This window comes from Streptomyces sp. NPDC089424, assembly GCF_044749345.1.
Taxonomy (GTDB): domain Bacteria; phylum Actinomycetota; class Actinomycetes; order Streptomycetales; family Streptomycetaceae; genus Streptomyces.
Genome location: NZ_JBIVHU010000001.1, coordinates 1,225,094 through 1,244,057, shown reverse-complemented (window position 1 = coordinate 1,244,057; position 18,964 = coordinate 1,225,094). Strand labels below are relative to the sequence as shown.

Here is an 18,964-nt window from a genome sequence, read left to right as displayed (position 1 = left end):
CGGCAGTACCGCTTCACGGTCCCGTCGGGCCGACCGGATGTCCGGCAGGCCGACCCGTCCGGTCGGGCATGATCACTCGCCGCCCTTGTCGCGGTGGCCGGCGGCGATCAGCTCGGCCGCCCGCTCCGCGATCGCGTAGACGACCGCGTTGGTGTTCGCGGAGGGGATCAGGGGCATGACGGAGGCGTCCGCCACGCGCAGTCCGGCCACGCCGTGCACGCGCAGATCGGTGTCCACGACGGCGTCGCCGTCACCGCCGATGCGGCAGGTGCCCGCGCTGTGGCTGTACGTCTTGAGGTTGCTGCGCAGACAGGCGCGCAGCTCGGCCTCCCCCGTCAGCGCGGGGCCCGGCAGGACCTCTCTGGAACGCCACTCCCGCAGCGCCTCGGAGTCCCCCACTTCGCGCGCCGCCCGCAGCCCGCTGACCATGACGTCCAGATCCCGGTCGTCGTCGTAGAAGCCGGGGTCGATGAGCGGAGGCGTCCCGGGTGCCGGCCCGGCCAGTCGCACACTCCCCCGGCTGTACGGGGTCATCAGCGCGCACAGGATGGTGTATCCCTCCCCGGCCTCCGGTCCGGGCAGGCCTTCGGCGCGCAGGGGCACGTCGACGAGCTGCAGTTGCAGGTCCGGGCCGCCCAGGTGCGGTGCGCTGCGCAGGAAGCCCTGTACCTCACCGTGGTTGTTCACGCCCGGGGGCACGGCACGCGCGGACTCGTACACGACGCCGGAGACGGGGTGCTCCTGCAGATTGGCGCCGACGCCGGGCAGATCCACCGTGACCGTGACGCCGGACTCCCGCAGGTGCTGCGCGGGTCCCACGCCGGACAGCAGCAGGATCTGCGGGGAACCGACCGCTCCCGCGCAGAGCACCACGTCCCTGGCCGCGCGGGCGACGACGGTGTCGCCCGCGCGGGCGTACTCCACGCCTTCGCATCGTCCCCGTCCGTCCAGGAGGACCCGGAGCACGAGCGCGTCGGTCACGATGTCCAGGCGGGGCCGATCGGCGGCGGGCTCCAGGTATCCGCGCACGGCGTCCTGCCGTCTCCCCTCGGCGATGCTCAGGTCACCCCACCCGAAGCCCTCGTCGAGGCCGGCGGTGAGGTCCTGCACCTCCCGGTGGCCGGCGGCGAGCGCGGATCTCAGGAACGCCTCGGCGACCGGGTGCCGTCGCTGTGCGGGGCCGACGCGCAGGGGGCCGTCCGTGCCGCGCACGGCGGGGTCCCGGCCGACGACGCCCGTGACGTTCTCGCTGCGCATGAAGTACGGCAGCAGGTCGTCGTATCCCCAGCCCGGCGCGTCGCCCTTGTCCCAGGCGTCGTAGACCGAGCGGTGGCCGCGCAGGAAGTTCATGGCGTTGATGGCCGAGCTGCCTCCGAGCCCGCGTCCACGCGGCCATGGCACCTGTCTGCCCCCGGCCGCCTGCTGCGGCACCGTCGTGTCCGCCCAGTCGGCCTCGGTGCCCTGCAACGTGGGCCAGGCGGACGGTGCGGCGACCGCCTGGGGCTGTTCGCGGCCGCCGGCCTCCAGGAGGCACACACGGACATCGGGATCCTGCGACAGGCGCGCTGCCAGCACACACCCCGCCGTCCCGGCGCCCACGACGAGGTAGTCGTACTCATCCGGCGAAGACATCTGGCACCTCTTCGATCCCTCGGTCAGTGCGCGGTCTCGGCGGCGCGGCAGGTGAGGCAGATGAGCCGGCGCGTCGCGTGCGGGCTGGTGTGCGGGCCCAGGTCGACGGGCCGGCGGATGTCGGTCTCCGTGATGTGGGCGTGCTCGCCGCAGGTGATCAGTCCGCATGCCGTGCAGACGCCGATGCCGCCGATGCTGTCGCGCCCTTCCTGGGCGCAGTCGAAGCAATACATAGCTGATTCCGCAGGTTCCGGTGACTCTGTGAACAGTGCTTCCGGCTGGGGGAATTGGGGAGATCCAGCGTCTCCCGAGGCAACTGACCGCCGGTATGGCTCCCGGCGGCGCGCCGACCCGCGCAGCCGACTTTTTCATACTACCCATCTGATGACATACGTCACCAGATAGCTCCGGAATCTCGCAGAATGGGACAAAAACCTTATACGGGCCGGTAACGCCGCGCACTCCGACGCTCGTTGCGCGACCGTTCCGCCGCCGCCCTCACTCGGGCGCACCCCACCCGGCCACGGCCTCGAAGAGAAGGAAACCCTGGTCCACCAGCTCGTCACCGGACACCCGCAGGGTGCCGTCCACCCAGTTCATCAGCAACTGGCCGACCCCGCCGACGATCGCCACGGACATCGCCGTCGTGTTGATCCGAGGATCCACGTGGCTTTCTCGCAGGAGGGCCTCCACCAGCGCGCTCATCCGGCGCAGCCCCCGCCGTCTCACCTCGGCCGTCAGGGGACCCGCGCTCAGCGCCTCGACGAACTTCACCCTGCTCTTGCGTGGATCGGCCGTCGTGGTGCCGACGAGGGCCTCGATCATCTCCCTGGCACGCTCGCGAGGCGGTCGCCGCGTCTCGACGCACGCGGCGCATGCCGTCAGCTGCTCTTCCCAGATGTCCCCGACGATCGCCGCCATGACGTCGTCCAGGGACGCGAAACTCTCCGCGAAGTACCGATCCTGCAGTCCCGCGTGCCGCAGCAGCGCCCGCACCGACGTCCGGGCGTAGCCCTGGGTCGAGAACAGCTCGACCGCGCTCTCGATGAGGCGCTGACGCCGCACGACGATGCGCTGCTCGGCCGTCATGCCCCCATAGACCCTCATGCCACGTCACCCTTCCTGGCGCACGGCAACGCGTCCGTCCGGTGCTCAGCCAGGCGACACATACTTACCGACATATTACATATCTCGCACATAAGTCCCCAGCCGAGGCAACCCGGACCGAAGCCTCGGCCGGGGACTTACGCACAGGTCAGGCGGTGTCCGGAGCAAGCGGGCGGGCACCGCGCTCAGATGCTGAAGCGCTCCTTGGCCAGCAGGGGGCGGACGCGTGAGCGGAAGCCACCGGTGCGGAAGGGGCGTTGGAGCAGCCCCGGACGCAGGTGCTGGGCAAGGGCCGCGGCGATCATGCCCTGGTCCAGGGCGAGGACGAAGTCGCTCACCCGGCCCGTCGCGGTGTTCACGGAGTCGCGGAAGCCGTACCGGTCGTCGTACGCGCCGAAGTCGCGGTCGAGGGCGCCGAGGTTGGCGAGGGCCGCGTCACGGGCGAAGGGCAGGGCGAGGAAGGAGGCGTGCGGGGTGACCACGCCGAGGGAGTGGTAGCCGTCCTCCTGCATCCCGAGCGCGTCCACGCCGTACTCGCGGTAGCCGCCCTCGGGGACGTTGGCCGGCGAGAACCCCCAGTAGCCGTACCCCGACTCCAGCAGGCCGTGGTCGATCTGGCCGCGCACGTAGCGCCGGTGCGTGGTGCCCCAGGAGTGCGGGGACCATGCGGGCTCCGGGACGAACAGCGGCACCATCAGCGCCTCGAACATGGAGCCGCCCCAGGTGGGGACGACCTTGCGGCCCCGGTGGGTGTAGTGGCCCTGCCAGACCCGCACGCCGTCCAGGGTGACGTACGCGCCCTGCGGCTCCTGTTCCTGCCCCATGCCCGGCAGGAGGGTGCGGAAGAGGTGCCAGTAGTGCTCCGTGGGGAGCGAGCCGTCGGCGATGCCGAGGTAACTCGCCATGCGGGGCTCCGTGTTGAGGGCGCCGTAGTGGTGGCCGGTGGGTTCGCCCTTGCCCGGCTTGTCGGGCCAGTAGCCGCCGCGCAGCTGGCCGGGGCCCGCCACGGGGTCGGCCGGGTCGTAGGGGGTGTAGTAGTAGGACCAGTCGGCGTCGGAGAGCAGGCGTGCGATACGCGGGCGGAGCGCGGGGGCGGCGTCGGCGGCGATCAACAGGCCCGTGACCAGCCAGGCGTTGTCGACGCTGGAGAGGAAGGGCCGGACCGGGTCGCCGGTCTCGGGCCAGGTCGTCAGGAGTGAACCGTCGTGGGCGTCGTACCAGTTGAACCAGAAGCCGTGCGCGCGTTCCAGCCGCTCGACCGCGGCGAGGGTGTGGGACAGGCGCCGGCGCATGACGTCCGGCGAGATCACTCCGAGGCCGGCCGCCGCCACGGTGGACCACAGTCCGCAGCCGATGTTGGTGGGTGAGGTCTGGGCCGAGGGGACGGGGGTGCCCGTGCCGCTGACGTCGATCTTGTCGGCGGTCAGCCCGAAGTCCGTGGTCATCGCCTGGAGAGAGCGGTACGTCGCCTCGAACCAGGTACGCAGCGGGGCCCCGTCGGCGGGCGCGTGCCCGGCCGGGGTCGCGGCTGCCGCCGGGTACGGGGCGCCCAGGGCTGCCGCCGAGGCGGCGGCCGCGGTGGCGGTGGTGAGGAAGGTGCGACGGTTCATGCGGCTCCAACTCCCGGGAGGTGGGTGGGCAGGCGGGGGTCTGTGGGGCGGCGGTGGGTGGGGCAGGCGGGGGCTGACTGTCGGGGGCGTCGCGCGCAGGCCGGGGGGCTTCTGGGTCGGTGGTGTCGAGCGGTGCGGCTGGGCGGACGCGGGGTTCTTCCGGCGGTGGAACGTCGTGTCGTGCCGTGAGGCGGACGCGGGGTCTCTTGGCGGTGGAACGTCGTGCCGTGCCGTGAGGCGGACGCGGGGTCTCTTGGCGGTAGAGCTCGTGCCGTGGCGCGAGACAAGTGAGGGCGGCTGTCGGGGGCGTGTCGTGGTGGTGCTGGGGATGGGGGTGCGGGAGCCGGTAGGTGTCAGGGGGCCACCGGCTCCCGGTCGAGGGGCCCGGCGGGAGCCGGGCGGGTCAGCGTGCGGCGCGGGGCAGTTGCCGGGTGCGGCCGAGGCCGCCGAGCCAGACCGCGGACGGCTTGGGCGTGCGCTCGAAGGTGACCGGGTCCACGGCGATCAGGCCGAAGGTGGGGCGGTAGGAGCCCCATTCGTAGTTGTCGAGGGCGCTCCAGGCCAGGTAGCCCTGGACGTTGAGGCCGTCCTCGATGGCCGCCGCGACCTCCTGGAGGGCACCGGCGTAGTAGTCGGCCCGGCGGGTGTCGTCGGCGGTGGCGATGCCGTTCTCGGTGACGATGAGCGGCATGCCGGGGCCGGCGACGTCGGCGGTGTGCCGCAGGGCGTGGCCGACGGCCGCCGGGTAGTACTCCCACTCGGTGAGGGTGCGCTCGGCGTCCTCGGAGGCGGCGATGGGGCCGTCGGCACCGATCCTGGTGCGCGTGTAGGACTGGACGCCGATCCAGTCGTCCCCGCGCGCGGCCTCGATGAAGACGTCCTCACGGGGGTGGCGGTAGGCGGCGGTGACGTCCTCGGCGCCGGGCAGGGCCTGGTAGACCTGGTTGGCGATCGTCCAGCCGACCTGGATGGCGGGGTCGACGGAGCGGACCGCCTTGACGGCCGCGTGGTGCGCGGCGATGACGGCGTGGGTGGTGTCCTCGTCGGGGGTGGGCAGTCCGGCGGGCGGGAAGCCCTGGTCGCCGGCCTTGGCGGCGCCCGCCATGACGGCGATCATGTTGGGTTCGTTGATGGTGCAGACGTGCCGGACGCCGTCCGCGATGATCGGCGCGCAGTGCTCGACGTAGCGTGCGAACAGTTCCACCGCCGCGTCGGCCGTCCAGCCGCCGAGGTCCTCGAACCACTGCGGCACGGTGAAGTGGTGCAGGGTCACCATCGGGCGCAGGCCGCGGGCCAGCGCGCCCTCGACCATGCGCCGGTAGTGGGCGATCTCGGCCCGCGAGAAGGTGCCGCGCACGGGTTCGACGCGCGCCCACTCGACGCTGAACCGGTAGTCGGTGAAGCCGAGTTCGGCGAGCAGGTCCATGTCCTGCGCCCAGCGGTGGTAGCTGTCGCAGGCGTCCAGGCTCGGTTCCGCGATGCGCGCCGCCGGGTCGTGTTCCTTCCGCCACCAGTCGCTGTTGACGTTGTTCCCCTCGATCTGGTGGGCGGCGGTGGAGGCGCCCCACAGGAAGTGGTCGGGGAAGGGCAGGGAGGTACGCGTCATCGTCCGTTTCTCTCTGGTGGGGGTGAGGGTGGGGCGGGGCCGGCCGGGGGCCGGCGGCGTCACTTGAGTCCGGCGGTCGCGATGCCCTGGGTGAAGTGCCGCTGGAGCACCGCGAACACGAGCAGCACCGGCAGCACGATCAGCAGGGAGCCCGCCATGAGCATCCCGTTGCCGCCGCCGACCGTGCGGTTGGGGTCGTTGGCGAAGGTGGCCAGGGCCACCGGCAGCGTGTACTTGCCGGGGTCGTTGGTCGCGATCAGCGGCCAGACGAAGTTGTTCCACGAGCCCAGGAAGGTGAAGATCGTCAGCGTGGCGAGGGCGGGCTTGACCAGCGGCATCACGATGCGCCAGAAGATGTACCACTCGCCGGCGCCGTCGATCCTGGCCGCTTCGAGCAGTTCGTCGGGGATCGACTGCATGAACTGGCGCATCAGGAACACCCCGAAGGCGCCCGCCGCGAAGGGCAGCACCAGGCCCGCGTACGTGTCGATGAGGCCGAGCTTGGTCATCAGCACGTACAGCGGCAGGATCAGCAGGTTGCCGGGCACCATCAGCGCGGCCAGCACGACGCCGAACACCTTGGACCTGCCGCTGAATTCGAGCTTGGCCAGCGCGTAGCCGAGCATGGAGCAGAACAGCAGGTTGCACAGGGTGACCAGGACCGCCACGATCAGCGAGTTCATGAAGTGGCGTGGCATGTCGAGCCGGTCGAGCAGGTCACCGAAGTTGCCCAGCGTCCACTCGGTGGGTATCCACACCGGCGGGCTCGCCGTGAGGTCCCGCTTGGTCTTGAAGGCGGACAGGGCCATCCACAGGAACGGGGCCGACATGACCAGCAGTCCGAGGGAGGCGACGGCGTACAGCAGCGGCGTGCGGACCCGTCCCGGGCGTCGGCGTCGCGCGGGGGCCGGTGCCGTCGGCGTGGGCACCTTGCGAGGGGCTGCCGTGGGGGCGCTCATCGGGTGTTGTCCTTCAGCAGTCGGAGCTGGAGCACCGTGACGCCCATGATCACCACGAACAGCACGTACGCCATGGCGCTCGCGTAGCCCATGTGGAAGAAGTTGAAGCCCTCCCGGTACATGTCCAGGGAGACGGTCAGCGTGGCGTCGGACGGGCCGCCCTGGGTCATCACGAACGGCTCCTCGAAGACGTTCAGATAGCCGATGGTGGTGATGACGGTGGCGTAGAGCATGGTGGGGCGCAGCAGCGGCACGGTGATGCGCCGCAGTTCCTGCCAGGCACCCGCACCGTCGAGCCGGGCCGCCTCCCGTACGTCGGTCGGGATCGCCTGGAGTCCGGCGATGAAGAGCACCATCACGGTGCCGAGGTTGCGCCACACCGCCATCGCGATGAGCGAGGGCATGGCCCATGTCTCGGAGCCCAGGAAGTCCGGTGCGTTGGTGCCCAGTTCGGTGGCGAGGCCCGCGACGAGGCCGTCGGAGGGGTCGAGGACGAACCGCCAGACGACCGCGACGGCGACGATGGCGGTCACGACCGGCGCGTAGAAGCCGACGCGGAAGAACGTACGGGCGCGGTCGATGCCGTTGTTGAGCAGCACCGCCACCAGCAGTCCGAGCAGGACGGTGACGGGCACGCCCACGACCACGAAGTAGGCGGTGTTGAAGAGCGCCGTGCGGAACTTGTCGTCCGCGAAGAGTTCCACGTAGTTGTCGAGGCCGACGAACTCCGCCTCCAGCGGGCGGGTGACGTGGCGGGCCCCGAAGTCGGTGAAGCTCATCAGGAGCGTGGCCACGATCGGGAAGAGCATGAAGACGGCGAACAGCGTCAGGAAGGGGGCCGAGAACAGCCAGCCGTGCAGGTTGTGCCGGCCCGCTGGACGTCGTCCGCGAACACCGCGCGGGGGCGTGCCGGCGGGCCGGGTCTTCTTCACCGCGGACGCCTGGTCGGCGGCCGGTCCGGTCGCGAGTGGCATACCGATTACTCCACGAGCCCTTCGATCTCCGACTGCGCCTTGTCCAGGGCGGCCTTCGCGGAGGACTTGCCCTGGGTGACCGACTCGATGGCGGAGTCCACCTTGGAGGTGATCTCGGTCAGCCGCGGCTGGGAGGGCGGCGTCTTGGCGGTGTCCATCTGCGCGCGCCAGACCTTGAGGCCGGCGTCGGAGGCGAGCTCTCCCGACTCCCACGCCGCCTTGTGGGCGGGCAGGTCGCGGGTGCGCCGGTACCAGTCGGCCTGACCTGCGGCGTCCGTGAGGTACGTGATGAACTCCTTGGCGGCGGCCTTGTGGTCGCTGTCCGCGGACACGGCGAGGCTCGATCCGCCGGCCATCGACACCGAGGCGGTGTCAGCCGGTACGGGGGCGACGGCCCACTTGCCCTTGATGTCCGGGTAGTTCTCGTCGAGCAGGGACATGATCCACGGTCCGCCGAAGAACATGGGGACGGCGCCGCTGTTGAAGTCCTTGGTGACGTCGTAGCCGGGCCGTACGGACTTCTCGCTGAGCCCCTTGGCGAAGAGACTGCCGTACGTCTCCAGGGCCTTGACCGCCTCGGGGCTGTTGACGACGGCCTTGCCGTCCTCGGTGAGGATCTCGCCGCCGGAGGAGTACAGGAACGGGTAGAAGCTCTGCACCGTGTCCAGTCCGCCGGGCTGGGTGAACAGCCCCCACTCGGTGCCGGCCTTGTCCTGGTAGGCCTCGGCCGCCGTGCTCAGTTCGGTCATGGTCGCCGGGGCGTCCTCGAGCCCGGCCTTGGCGGCCAGGTCCGTGCGGTAGAACAGGACGCGGGTGTCCACGTACCAGGGAACGCCGTACGTCCGGCCGTCGTAGGACGCCTGCTGCCAGGCCGCCGGGAAGAAGTCGGCCTCCTTGAACGCCTTGGTGTCGACCGGTTCCAGGACGCCCATGTCGGCGAACTCGCCCATGTACGTCCCGCCCATCTGCACCACGTCGGGCAGCTTGCCGGCGGCCGCCGCGGCGACGAGCTTCTGGTGGGCCACGTCCCAGCCGACCGGCGTCACCTCGACCGTGATGTTCGAGTGCTTCTTCTCGTAGACGTCGGCCACGTCCGCGAGCTTCTCCCCCTCGGTGCCCATCGCCCAGACGGTCAGCGTCTGCTTCGCATCGGCACCCACGCCCGCGCCACCGGAGCCGCCACAGGCGGTGAGGGTGAGCGCGGACGCCACGGTGAGGGCTATCGCGGCTGGGGTGGCGGCGCGGTGCATGGACTGCTCCTCCTTGAGCGTTCCTGATGTATGCGCTTACAGAATGCGCATACATGACTCTGCGGCAGCCGATCCGAGGTGACAAGGGGGCGGTGGATAACGCTCCGGTAACGCCGCGCGGCGGCGAAGAGGAGGCGTGGGGTGGGGGGTGTGGGGTGTGGGGTGTGGGGTGTGGGGTGTCAGCAACCTAGAACGAGAGGGCCGTCCAGGGAAAGAGCCGCCGAGCTGTCACGGCAACGACCACCGGGTGTGGCGCCTGCCGGCGACGGCGTCCCCTGAGGGCGTCCGTGACGTGCCCGAACTCCTCAGCCCACGATCGCCTCGGCCACCCCGGGCGTACCGCAGCCGCAGCTCGCGCGGCGTGTGACCGTGACGGGGAGCATCAGGGACACCGGTTCCCGCTCGTCGGCACCGCCGAGCCGCCGCACGAGCAGCTCGACCGCCTCCTCCCCCATGCGCAGCATCGGCTGGCGCACGGTGGTGAGCGTCGGGCGGACCAGCCGGCCCAGCGGAATGCCGTCGAAGCCCGTCACCGCCACGTCGCCCGGCACGGTCAGGCCTCGCCGTTCCAGCGCGTGGAGGGCGCCGACCGCCATCTGGTCGTTGGCGCAGACGATGGCCTGCGGCGGGCCTCCGTCCCGTTCGCACAGGGCATCCGCCGCTCGCGCCCCCTCGGCCTGCGTCATCGTCGCCACGCGCACCTCCGGTGCGCCGTGGGCCGGGACGCCCGCGGCGCGGCAGGCCGCCAGAAACCCCTTGAAGCGCGCCTCCACGTCCGGGGACTCCTCGGCGGAACCCACGTAGGCGAGGCGCCGCAGCCCGTGGTCCTCGATGAGGTGCCGGGTGAGTTCGCGCTGGCCGTCGAAGTTCGCGACCTCGATGTGGTCGAGGTGGTCCAGCTGGTCGCCGCCTTCCCGGGGCCCGGCGAGCATGACCACGGGGCGCCGCCGCGAGATGACCTCCAGTTCCTCCGTCGGCACGGTGCGGGACAGCACCGCGAACCCGTCGACGCGCCCGGCGACCTTGGCCACGAGGCTCTCCGGACCGCCCTTGAGGGAGGCGGCGATGAGCAGCGCGTACCCGTGGCGGCGGGCGGCGCGCTCCATGCCGCGGATGATCTGGTCGGAGTAGAGCGTCGCCGCGTCGTCGTCCTCGGCGTCGGTGTCCGGGTCGGAGTAGTCGGGGAAGCAGAGCCCGAGGACGCCCGTGGACCGGCTGGCGAGCCCTCGGGCGCTGCCGCTGGGGACGTAGCCGAGGTCGCGCGCGGCGGCGAGGACCCGCTCCCGGGTCTGGACCCGCACCGAGTCGGGGTTGCGGTAGACGCGGGAGACGGTGGCGATGGAGACGCCGGAGCGTTCGGCCACGTCGTACACCGTGGGGGCGGAACTCATTGGGCGAACCCCTGTAGGTCATGCGCGTACGGTCGGATGAAAGCGCATTCATGCTAGGGGTGCGCAGGTCAGGGGGCAAGGGTGCCTGGTGGGCCGGACGGGCCGGGGGTGGGGCGGGGGGCGAGGTTGCAGCCGGTGACGCCGACGGCCGCCCGGCGATCCGGAGCCATCGGGCCCCCGGGCGTCGTGGCTCCGGGTTGACCTTGACACGGTGGCAAGGCCTTCACTGCGGGCCAGGAGGTGGTCCCGATGACCATGCAGCAAGAGGACACAGGCACGAACCGGGCGCTCCTGGCGCTGGAGCACGGCAGCTCGTCGGTGCGGCTGCAGGCGGCGCTGGCGCTCGGCACGAGTCCGGACCCCGGGTACGTCGACACGCTCGTCGCACGCTGCGCGGTCGAGCCCGACTTCCTCGTGCGCGACATGCTCACCTGGGCGCTGACCCGCCATCCGTCCGCACTGACCGTCCCGAAGCTCGTCGAGGAACTCCGCTCGGAGCGCGCGCAGGCACGCAGTCAGGCGTTGCACACGTTGTCCAAGGTCGGGGAGCGGCGGGCATGGCCGGCGATCACCCGGGCGCTCCTGACCGATGCCGACGACGAGGTGGCGCGGAGCGCCTGGCGAGCGGCGGTGGCGCTGGTGCCCGAGGGCGAGAAGCCCGCGCTGGCCGGCGTGCTGGCGACGCAGCTCGGGCGCGGTGGGCGTGAGACGCGGCTGAGCCTGAGCCGGGCACTGATCGGGCTCGGTGAGGTGGTGGTACCGGCCCTGCGCGCCGCGACGAGGGACGCGGTCCCCCGGGTGCGGCGGCACGCCGTCGCGACGGAGCGCCTGTTGCGCGACCCTGATGCCGGGTTCACGTTCGCCGTCGAGGAGGCGAAGCGCATCGTGGTCCTGGGGACGGACGGCGAGGAGGGATGACAGGAACGTGCTGATCGGTGAGGTGGCGCGGCGGTCGGGGGTCAGCGCCCGCATGCTCCGGCACTACGAGTCGCTCGGGCTGCTGCGGCCGACAGGGCGCACCGGGGCCGGCTACCGGGAGTACTCCGGCGAGGACATCCGGCGCATCTTCCACATCGAGAGCCTGCGGTCCTTGGGGCTGTCGCTGCGCGAGGTGGGTCGGGCGCTGGACGATCCCGGGTTCAAGCCGTCGGCGCTGGTCGACGACCTGATCCGCCGGACGCGCGAACGCATCGCGAGCGAGGAGGAGTTGCTCACGCGGCTGGGCAGGATCGGAGCCGCGGACCCCGCCGGCTGGGAGGACGTCCTGCAGACCGTGGCACTCCTTCAGGGCCTCGGGTCGGAGAGCGCCGGGAAGCGCCAGCGCGCCGCGCTGTCGGCGGTCGAGGGGGTGCCGGTGGAGGTCCTGGCCGAGGCGGCGCTGAGCGAGTCGGACCCGCACGTGGCGGGAGCCCTTCGCTGGGCCCTCGCCCGGTCGGGCGACGGCGGGCTCGGGCTGCTGGCACGAGGCCTGGACTCACCGGTCGCCGCGGTGCGCGAGCGTGCGGTCCGGACCCTCGCCGAGATGCCCGACCATGCGGCGACGACCGCGGTGCTGCACGACGCCCTCAGCCACGGCGACGTCGTCGTTCGCCGCGGTGCGGCGCTCGCGCTCGGGGCACGGGGGGTGGCGGCCGCGGTCCCGACGCTGATCGAGATGATCGTCGAGGAGGTGAACGACGTGGACGCCGCCGATGCGCTGAGCGCGCTGGCCAGTGATCCCGGGTCGGCGGACGCGATCGCCACCGGACTGGTGGCCTGCCTCGACCGGGGTACCGTCCACGCGCCCGCACGCCGACGACTGACGCAGGCCCTCGCGGACATCCCGGGGGACACGGCCTCCCGTGCCCTCGCGGACCTGACGCACGACGAGGACCGCGCCGTGGCCCTCACCGCGACGTACGTCCTCACACTGCGCCGGTCGCGCTAGGGAAGGCACGCGCCCCTGCGACACCCGCCGCGACGCGAAGCTGCGACGCTCGTCTCAGAGGCGGCTGTACTTCTCTATGTCCTGCGTGAACTCCTCGATGAGCCGTGGTGTGAGCGTGGACCGGGTGTCGGCGACGGCCGTCATGTAGTCGTCGGTGGTCGCCGGCAGGCCCTGGCGGTCGGTGACCTCGCGCTCGAAGGCCGCCTGCGCGCCCTTGCGGGCCGCGAACTCGATGTCGGCCGGGGTGAACAACTCGGTGGCCGCGACCAGTCGGTCGACGTCGATGGCGTCGGTCGCGGCCCTGAGGTAGCGGGCCCAGATCGCCGAGCGGGCGGTCGGGTCCGGGGGCCCGATGGGGATGACGTAGTCGAAGCGGCCCGGACGCAGGAAGGCCGCGTCGAGGGAGCGTACCGAGTTGGTGGCGCAGACCAGCAGCCGCGCGTCCTGCTCGCGGAAGACGGGGATGAGTTTGAGTAGTTCGTTGGTCACCCCGTGCCCGGGGTCGACCGCCTTGCCCGAACGCGCTCCGGCGATCTCCTCCACCTCGTCGATGAAGAGCAGGACCGAGTCGAGTTCGGCCAGTTCCGCGAAGGCCTCGCGCAGCGCCGTCGCCAGCCCCTCGTTCGTGTCGGCCGCCAGCCGCGACGGGAACAGCTCCACGAACGGCCAGCCGAGCCGGGAGGCCACCGCCTTGGCGAAGCTCGTCTTGCCGGTTCCGGGCGGGCCGAACAGAATGGTCGCCTTCGGCGGGACGACACCGTAGCGGTCGGCCAGCGCCGGCTCCTGCAGCGGCAGCACGACCCGGCGTTCGACCACCTGCTTCTCCCGGTTCATGCCGGCCATGGCGTCCCAGAGGCCGTCGGGCAGTACCCGCCCGCCCAGCGCGGCCAGGACGTCGGCGTCGGCGGACCCGGGCGGGTCGACCTTCTCGTAGTAGGTCAGGTCGTCGCGGTACCGGTAACCGGAGTTCTCCAGTGCCTTGGTCCCGGCGGCACCCGGGGGCAGCAGGGCGCTGACATGCCGTACGCCCACGGCCCGCAGGCGCCGCTCCAGCTCTGCCAGGAGGGCGCTGCCGATCCCGCGCTCACGCCACCGGGGCGCCAGCGCGATCAGCAGGACCCACCCGCGTCTGCCGTACGCCTGTGCCATCGCCATGCCGACCAGTTCGTCTCCGACGACGGCGACCACCGCGGGCTGTCCCGCCTTCGCGGCGGCGATCACCTCCGAGACCGGGAACACCGGATCACGGGCGTCCTGGCCTGCCTGGCGGCTCTGGTCCCAGACCTGGATCGCCTGGTCCAGATCCTCGTCGTGATAGTCGCGAAGATGCCAAGCGGGCATCACCACCACCTCTTCAGGCGCAGAAAGTCCCATTGTCACCCGCCGGGGCCCGGGGTGCCGCGACAACTGCCGCCGCACGCCGAGCGACTACTCGGCGTCTTCCCCTGCGCAACGCCCCGTAGCGTGGACCGCTGCCTCCCTTGACATGCACCCGTGAGTGCCGCTTTGCAGGCGCAAGACGGCAGACCTAGCTTAGAAAAGTGCCCCAATTCGACGCCGCGTCCGGTGCCGGTACGGCGTACGGCGACGCCGGCGCGCCGCTGGCGATCGTCGGTCGCGATGGCACGGTCATCCGGTGGACGGACGCCGCCGAACACCTCCTCGGCCATCGGGCCGAGGAGATCCTGGGTCGACCCGCCGAGCGGCTGGCGGCCTCCCCCGGCGAAAGTGCGAGCTGGTTCGGCCAGGAGTGGGCGGGACGGACGGTGCTGCTCCGCCGTGACGGGCGGTCCGTGCAGGTGGGTCTGCGGGTGTCCGCGCTTCCAGGGGCGAACGGGGCGGTGGACTGGCTGATCTCGGTACTGGGGGCGGCGGAGTCGACGCCCGCGGTGTCGGTCGCCGAGAACAGTCCGTTCCCGACGGCGGTCTGGGACTCCGAGCTGCGCATGGTGTGGCTGAACGCGGCCCTGGCGCGCGCCTACGGGCCCACCTGGCCGCGGCGGCTCGGCCTGCCGTTGCAGGAGTCGCCGCTGTACGCGGACACCGCACAGGTCAGGGCGCTGTTCCGGCAGGTCCTGGAGACCGGCGTCCCGGTGATCGACCGCGAGCTGGACCAGCGCGACCATCGCTGGCGCCGCACCTACGCCCTGTCGGTCTTCCCGGTGGCGAACGCACGGGACGGCGAGCCCGGGGTGTGCTCGACGAACGTCGACGTCACCGCCTCACGGCGGGCGCGGGAGCGGGTGACGCTGCTGAGCCGGGCGGGCACCCGCATCGGCACCACGCTGGACATCATGCAGACCGCCCAGGACCTGGCCGACGTCCTCGTGCCGGCGATGGCGGACTACGTGACCGTCGATCTCGCGGACGCGGCCGAACTCAGCGACGAGCCCCTCGCGCGGCTGGGCACGACCGGTTCCGGCGCCGTCCCGGCCTTTCACCGCGGCGGCATGGCCTCGATCCGCCCCGGCGTCCCGGAATCCCTCTGGGCGCGCGGCGAAGCGGTGTACGTCCCCCCGCACTCGCCGTTCCTCCAGGTGCTGGCCACCGGACGTTCCTACCTGGAGCCCGTCCTCGACGTCTCGCCGGGTTCGTGGCTGAACCACGACGCGGGACGGCTGGAGAAGATCATCTCGCTCGGTATGCACAGCATGCTGGTGATACCCATGCACGCCCGTGGCGAGATCCTGGGCGTCGCCGTGCTCGTGCGCACGGAGACCCCCGTGCCGTTCGACGAGAACGACCGCATGGTCTCCGAGGAGGTGGTGAGCCGGGCGGCGCTGAGCCTGGACAACGCCCGCCGCTACACCCGGGAGCACACGGCGGCCCTGGCCCTGCAACGCGACCTGCTGCCGCGCAATCCGAGCGGCGGCAACGCGTTGGACGTGGTGTGGCGCTATCTGCCGTCCGACCGGCGTGGCGGGGTCGGCGGCGACTGGTTCGACGTGATCGAGCTGTCCGGCGCCCGGATCGCGCTGGTGGTCGGCGACGTCGTCGGCCACGGCATCAGCGCCGCGGCGGGCATGGGACGGATCCGCGCCGCGATGATCACCCTCGCCGCCCTGGACCTGTCCCCCGCGGAGGTGCTGGCCCACCTCGACGACCTGCTGGCCCGCCTGGCGGCCGAGGACTTCGACTCGAAGACGATGCCCACCACCATCACCGGCGCCACCTGCCTCTACATCGTCTACGACCCGGTCAGCCGGCGGTGCTGCGCCGCACGGGCCGGCCACCCGCCGCCCGCGCTCGTCGACCCCTCCGGGGACGTCACGCTTCTCGGCATCCCCGCGGGGGCACCGCTCGGTGTCGGCGGGCAGACGTACGAGGACCTGGAGATGGAGCTGAGCGAGGGCAGCACGCTCGTCCTGTACACCGACGGCCTCGTGGAGACCCGGGACCGCGACATCGACTTCGGGCTGGACCGGCTGCGCGCGGCCCTGACCCAGCGGCCGGGAGCGCCGCTGCAGGACCTGCGCTCGGCGGTGGTCGGCACCATCCCGCCCGGCGAGCAGGCGGACGACGTCGTGGTGCTCCTGGCACGGACCCGCTCCCTCGGTCCCGACCAGGTCATGGAGTGGGAACTGGACGCCGACGCGTCCGCCGTCGGGGAGGTGCGCGCGGCCGCCGTGCGGGCCCTGATGGCGTGGGGGCTGGAACGGCTGGTGCCCGCCGCGGAGCAGATCGTCGGCGAGCTGCTGGCGAACGCCGTGCGTCATGCGGACGGGCCGTTGCGGCTGCGACTGATCCGCGACCAGGTGCTGGTGTGCGAGGTCTTCGACACCAGCCTCAACGCGGTGCGGACGGTCAGCGCCGGGCCGGACGACGAGGAGGGACGCGGCCTGGCGATCATCGGCGCGCTGGCCTCGCGCCACGGCTCCCGTGGGACCTCGACGGGCAAGTGCGTGTGGGCGGAACTCCTGCTGCCCTCGGGGCCGGCGGCGACCGGTGACGGTGGTTGAGTGGCGCCCACACCCAGCCGGACCGCGGTGGGCAGCGCCCACCGGCGGTCCGTTCCGTACCCTTGCGGCATGCGCATGCGCCCCACCTTGAGCTGGACCCCTACCGGTGACCTGCCGCCGGGCACCACGGACCTGGAGCCGGTCGCCGACGCGCTGCGCGCCGGTGGTGTGCTGGTGCTGAGCGGGGCGGGGATCTCCACGGAGTCGGGCATCCCCGACTACCGGGGCGAGGGCGGGAGCCTGAGCCGGCACACCCCGATGACCTACCAGGACTTCACCGGCAGCGAGCGGGCCCGGCGCCGGTACTGGGCGCGCAGCCACCTCGGCTGGCGGACCTTCGGCCGCGCCCGCCCCAACGCCGGGCACCGGGCCGTGGCCGCGTTCGGGCGGCACGGCCTGCTGTCGGGGGTGATCACCCAGAACGTCGACCGGCTCCACCAGTCCGCCGGCAGCGAGGACGTCGTGGAACTGCACGGGAGCCTGGCCCGGGTCGTCTGTCTCGGCTGCGGCACGTTCAGCTCGCGCCACGAACTGGCGCGGCGGCTGGAGGAGGCCAACGCGGGCTTCGCGCCGGTGGCCGCCGGAATCAACCCGGACGGTGACGCCGACCTCGACGACGAACAGGTCGGGGACTTCCAGGTGGTCCCGTGCACCGTCTGCGGCGGCATCCTCAAACCGGACGTGGTGTTCTTCGGCGAGAACGTTCCGCCGCCGCGCGTCGAGGAGTGCCGCCGGCTGGTCCGTGAGGCCGCCTCGCTGCTGGTCCTGGGCTCCTCGTTGACGGTGATGTCCGGGCTCCGGTTCGTCCGCCAGGCGGCGGACGCCGGGAAGCCGGTGCTGATCATCAACCGGGACCCGACCCGCGGCGACCGGCACGCCCTCGTCCGGGCCACGCTCCCCCTCGGAGCGGCCCTCACCACGCTGGCCGACCGGCTGGGCGTCATGGTGCGGGACGCGCAGCGGTCGGACGGCGGCGCTCGGTCGGGTGAGTTCGGCGCTGAGGCGGGCGCGGCGGGGTAAAGGGACGTCGACCACCCCCGTTGAAGTGGAGCCGAGGATGACCGACGACGCCTACCTGTTCCTGCTCGACGACGCGACCACGCCGCTCGGCGTGGCGCCCGCGGCCGTCGGGGACCTCCCGTCGCTGGACACCCCCGCGGTCCGCGCGTGGCTGGCCGCGCAGGACAGCTCGGTGACCTCCCCGCACCTTCGCCTGCTGCCGCCGGAGGAGAGGGGCGCCGTGCCCGAGGGTGCGGAACGGCTGCCTCTCCGGCTGAGCGAGGAGGAACTGAACCTGGTCCGCCACCGGATGGCGCCGCAGTCCCTCGCCGCGATCGAGGAGGAACTGCTCACCTACCGCGACTACGCGGACGGCCGGGACGGCCTGATCGGCCGCGCGCTGGCCGCGGGTGTGCCACCGCACCGCATCGTGGAACTGACCGGGGTCGACCCGGCGACGGTGACCGGGGCGGCGGCCCGCTGACGACGCGGCGGCCTCGCCCGCCGTCCGCGGGCGCCATTCGCCTCACGCGCCCCGCGCTTCACGCACCCGGTCCGGGATCCGGCCGGACCGGGGACACGATGCCGGCGCGGGCCGCCTCCAGCTGGGCCGCGAACGCGATGCCGAGGAACAGCGCGATCGCGGTCAGGTTGGCCCACAGCAGCAGCGCGATGAAGGCGGTGAGCGGCCCGTACACCGCGCCGAAGGCGCCGCTCTCCTCGACGTACAGCGCGAGCAGCCAGGTGGCGGCGACCCACAGCAGGAGGTGCACGGCCGAGCCGAAGGCCAGCCAGGTGTAACCGGGCTGGTCCCGGCGGGGCGACCAGCGGAAGATCACGGCCGAGGCCATCCAGGCCAGCGCGAGCCCGACGGGGATGTCGAGCACGCCCCACCACTGGGGCCCGCCGCCCTCCCAGCCGGCGGTGTCCGCGACCGCGTCGCCCACGGCCTCTCCGGCGACGAGGGCGACGAACCCCAGGACCAGCGGCAGACCGGCGGCCAGCGCGAGGACGATGCCCCGCCCGTACTTGCGCGGGAAGGGGCGGTCCCGTTCGATGCCGTAGATACGGTTGGCGCCGCGCTCGATCTGGCCCATGGCCGAGGCGAGGTTCAGCAGCGCGAAACCCAGGCCGAGCCACAGGGCGAGCGTGCTCCAGACGTCGCCGTGCGCGGTGCGCCGCGTCCCTTCGAAGGCGTCCTCGACGATCGCCGCGCTGGCACCCGGCACGATCCGGCCTAGCGTGAGCTCGATGGTCCGGCCCAGGGCCTCGGTGTGCACCGAGGTGGCGAGTCCGACGAGCGCCACGACGCACGGGACCAGCCCCAGCACCACCTGGAAGGCGAGGGCCCGCGCGTTGGTGAAGCCGTCCGCGTAGCGGAAGCGCGCGAAGGAGTCGGTCAGCAGCCGCAGACCCCCGTAGTGGCGCAGGGCGGCGAAGGCCTCGTCTCCCGAGAGCTCCTCCCCGATCATGTCCCTGGTCTGCGGGACGTGGACGGCGGTTCCCATGGACGCTCCTTGTCGTACGGCGGCTCCCTGTCCTGTTGCCCC

16 protein-coding genes are annotated in these 18,964 nt (G+C 72.2%); 5 read left to right on the top strand and 11 right to left on the bottom strand.

What is annotated here, in order from left to right; genetic code table 11:
• Nucleotides 1-72: 72 nt before the first annotated feature.
• The 9 genes from ACIP2X_RS05465 to ACIP2X_RS05425 all read right to left on the bottom strand — a co-directional run bounded on the left by ACIP2X_RS05465 (nt 73) and on the right by ACIP2X_RS05425 (nt 10,529).
• Nucleotides 73-1,632 carry a GMC family oxidoreductase gene (locus ACIP2X_RS05465; protein ID WP_401667798.1) on the bottom strand — a complete coding sequence of 520 codons (1,560 nt, stop codon included), beginning with the start codon at nt 1,630-1,632 and terminating at the stop codon, nt 73-75.
• Nucleotides 1,633-1,655: 23 nt separating this feature from the next.
• Nucleotides 1,656-1,865, bottom strand: coding sequence for a DUF2180 family protein (locus tag ACIP2X_RS05460; protein ID WP_401667795.1), 210 nt, complete (start codon nt 1,863-1,865; stop codon nt 1,656-1,658).
• Between the two features lie 265 nt (nt 1,866-2,130).
• Nucleotides 2,131-2,739 (bottom strand): TetR/AcrR family transcriptional regulator, encoded by a 609-nt coding sequence (locus tag ACIP2X_RS05455; RefSeq protein ID WP_401667793.1) that lies wholly within the window; start codon nt 2,737-2,739, stop codon nt 2,131-2,133.
• Between the two features lie 185 nt (nt 2,740-2,924).
• Nucleotides 2,925-4,349, bottom strand: a complete 1,425-nt coding sequence (locus ACIP2X_RS05450) for a glucoamylase family protein (protein ID WP_401667790.1) — start codon at nt 4,347-4,349, stop codon at nt 2,925-2,927.
• A gap of 403 nt (nt 4,350-4,752) precedes the next feature.
• Nucleotides 4,753-5,955, bottom strand: coding sequence for a glycoside hydrolase family 1 protein (locus tag ACIP2X_RS05445; protein ID WP_401667787.1), 1,203 nt, complete (start codon nt 5,953-5,955; stop codon nt 4,753-4,755).
• Between the two features lie 59 nt (nt 5,956-6,014).
• The gene (locus ACIP2X_RS05440) at nt 6,015-6,914 is read right to left on the bottom strand and encodes a carbohydrate ABC transporter permease (protein ID WP_401667784.1); all 900 of its coding nucleotides are present in this window, start codon (nt 6,912-6,914) and stop codon (nt 6,015-6,017) included.
• Nucleotides 6,911-7,888 carry a carbohydrate ABC transporter permease gene (locus tag ACIP2X_RS05435; protein WP_401667781.1) on the bottom strand — a complete coding sequence of 326 codons (978 nt, stop codon included), beginning with the start codon at nt 7,886-7,888 and terminating at the stop codon, nt 6,911-6,913. The genes ACIP2X_RS05440 and ACIP2X_RS05435 overlap by 4 nt, the downstream gene beginning before the upstream one ends.
• Before the next feature lie 5 nt (nt 7,889-7,893).
• A complete protein-coding gene (locus ACIP2X_RS05430; protein WP_401667779.1) occupies nt 7,894-9,138 on the bottom strand; it encodes a sugar ABC transporter substrate-binding protein in 1,245 nt (414 codons plus the stop codon).
• Nucleotides 9,139-9,443: 305 nt separating this feature from the next.
• Complete coding sequence (locus tag ACIP2X_RS05425) at nt 9,444-10,529, bottom strand: LacI family DNA-binding transcriptional regulator (RefSeq protein ID WP_401667777.1); 1,086 nt, start codon at nt 10,527-10,529, stop codon at nt 9,444-9,446.
• A gap of 249 nt (nt 10,530-10,778) precedes the next feature.
• On the opposite strand from ACIP2X_RS05425, the gene ACIP2X_RS05420 reads away from it, so the two are divergent.
• Together ACIP2X_RS05420 and ACIP2X_RS05415 are read left to right on the top strand one after the other, a co-directional pair.
• Nucleotides 10,779-11,447 carry a HEAT repeat domain-containing protein gene (locus tag ACIP2X_RS05420; protein ID WP_401667774.1) on the top strand — a complete coding sequence of 223 codons (669 nt, stop codon included), beginning with the start codon at nt 10,779-10,781 and terminating at the stop codon, nt 11,445-11,447.
• A gap of 7 nt (nt 11,448-11,454) precedes the next feature.
• Nucleotides 11,455-12,456, top strand: coding sequence for a MerR family transcriptional regulator (locus ACIP2X_RS05415; protein WP_401667772.1), 1,002 nt, complete (start codon nt 11,455-11,457; stop codon nt 12,454-12,456).
• Nucleotides 12,457-12,510: 54 nt separating this feature from the next.
• On the opposite strand, the gene ACIP2X_RS05410 is transcribed toward ACIP2X_RS05415, so the two are convergent.
• Nucleotides 12,511-13,797, bottom strand: a complete 1,287-nt coding sequence (locus ACIP2X_RS05410; RefSeq protein WP_401667770.1) for an ATP-binding protein — start codon at nt 13,795-13,797, stop codon at nt 12,511-12,513.
• A gap of 200 nt (nt 13,798-13,997) precedes the next feature.
• On the opposite strand from ACIP2X_RS05410, the gene ACIP2X_RS05405 reads away from it, so the two are divergent.
• From ACIP2X_RS05405 to ACIP2X_RS05395, 3 genes are all read left to right on the top strand, one after another.
• A complete protein-coding gene (locus tag ACIP2X_RS05405) occupies nt 13,998-16,415 on the top strand; it encodes a SpoIIE family protein phosphatase (RefSeq protein WP_401667768.1) in 2,418 nt (805 codons plus the stop codon).
• A 69-nt stretch (nt 16,416-16,484) separates the two neighbouring features.
• The gene (locus tag ACIP2X_RS05400) at nt 16,485-17,435 is read left to right on the top strand and encodes an NAD-dependent protein deacetylase (protein ID WP_401667765.1); all 951 of its coding nucleotides are present in this window, start codon (nt 16,485-16,487) and stop codon (nt 17,433-17,435) included.
• A gap of 37 nt (nt 17,436-17,472) precedes the next feature.
• On the top strand, nt 17,473-17,898 hold the full coding sequence (locus ACIP2X_RS05395) for a DUF6003 family protein (RefSeq protein WP_401667762.1): 426 nt from the start codon (nt 17,473-17,475) through the stop codon (nt 17,896-17,898).
• Nucleotides 17,899-17,956: 58 nt separating this feature from the next.
• On the opposite strand, the gene ACIP2X_RS05390 is transcribed toward ACIP2X_RS05395, so the two are convergent.
• Nucleotides 17,957-18,922 carry a YihY/virulence factor BrkB family protein gene (locus ACIP2X_RS05390; protein WP_401667759.1) on the bottom strand — a complete coding sequence of 322 codons (966 nt, stop codon included), beginning with the start codon at nt 18,920-18,922 and terminating at the stop codon, nt 17,957-17,959.
• Nucleotides 18,923-18,964 lie beyond the last annotated feature (42 nt).

What these genes read in the sequence shown, in the direction of transcription:
- ACIP2X_RS05430 (WP_401667779.1), bottom strand. Translation starts at nt 9,138, where the DNA reads ATGCACCGCGCCGCCACCCCAGCCGCGATAGCCCTCACCGTGGCGTCC.
- ACIP2X_RS05390 (WP_401667759.1), bottom strand. Translation starts at nt 18,922, where the DNA reads ATGGGAACCGCCGTCCACGTCCCGCAGACCAGGGACATGATCGGGGAG.
- ACIP2X_RS05450 (WP_401667790.1), bottom strand. Translation starts at nt 4,349, where the DNA reads ATGAACCGTCGCACCTTCCTCACCACCGCCACCGCGGCCGCCGCCTCG.
- ACIP2X_RS05455 (WP_401667793.1), bottom strand. Translation starts at nt 2,739, where the DNA reads ATGAGGGTCTATGGGGGCATGACGGCCGAGCAGCGCATCGTCGTGCGG.
- ACIP2X_RS05465 (WP_401667798.1), bottom strand. Translation starts at nt 1,632, where the DNA reads ATGTCTTCGCCGGATGAGTACGACTACCTCGTCGTGGGCGCCGGGACG.
- ACIP2X_RS05435 (WP_401667781.1), bottom strand. Translation starts at nt 7,888, where the DNA reads ATGCCACTCGCGACCGGACCGGCCGCCGACCAGGCGTCCGCGGTGAAG.
- ACIP2X_RS05420 (WP_401667774.1), top strand. Translation starts at nt 10,779, where the DNA reads ATGACCATGCAGCAAGAGGACACAGGCACGAACCGGGCGCTCCTGGCG.
- ACIP2X_RS05400 (WP_401667765.1), top strand. Translation starts at nt 16,485, where the DNA reads ATGCGCATGCGCCCCACCTTGAGCTGGACCCCTACCGGTGACCTGCCG.
- ACIP2X_RS05460 (WP_401667795.1), bottom strand. Translation starts at nt 1,865, where the DNA reads ATGTATTGCTTCGACTGCGCCCAGGAAGGGCGCGACAGCATCGGCGGC.
- ACIP2X_RS05440 (WP_401667784.1), bottom strand. Translation starts at nt 6,914, where the DNA reads ATGAGCGCCCCCACGGCAGCCCCTCGCAAGGTGCCCACGCCGACGGCA.
- ACIP2X_RS05395 (WP_401667762.1), top strand. Translation starts at nt 17,473, where the DNA reads ATGACCGACGACGCCTACCTGTTCCTGCTCGACGACGCGACCACGCCG.
- ACIP2X_RS05410 (WP_401667770.1), bottom strand. Translation starts at nt 13,797, where the DNA reads ATGCCCGCTTGGCATCTTCGCGACTATCACGACGAGGATCTGGACCAG.
- ACIP2X_RS05445 (WP_401667787.1), bottom strand. Translation starts at nt 5,955, where the DNA reads ATGACGCGTACCTCCCTGCCCTTCCCCGACCACTTCCTGTGGGGCGCC.
- ACIP2X_RS05425 (WP_401667777.1), bottom strand. Translation starts at nt 10,529, where the DNA reads ATGAGTTCCGCCCCCACGGTGTACGACGTGGCCGAACGCTCCGGCGTC.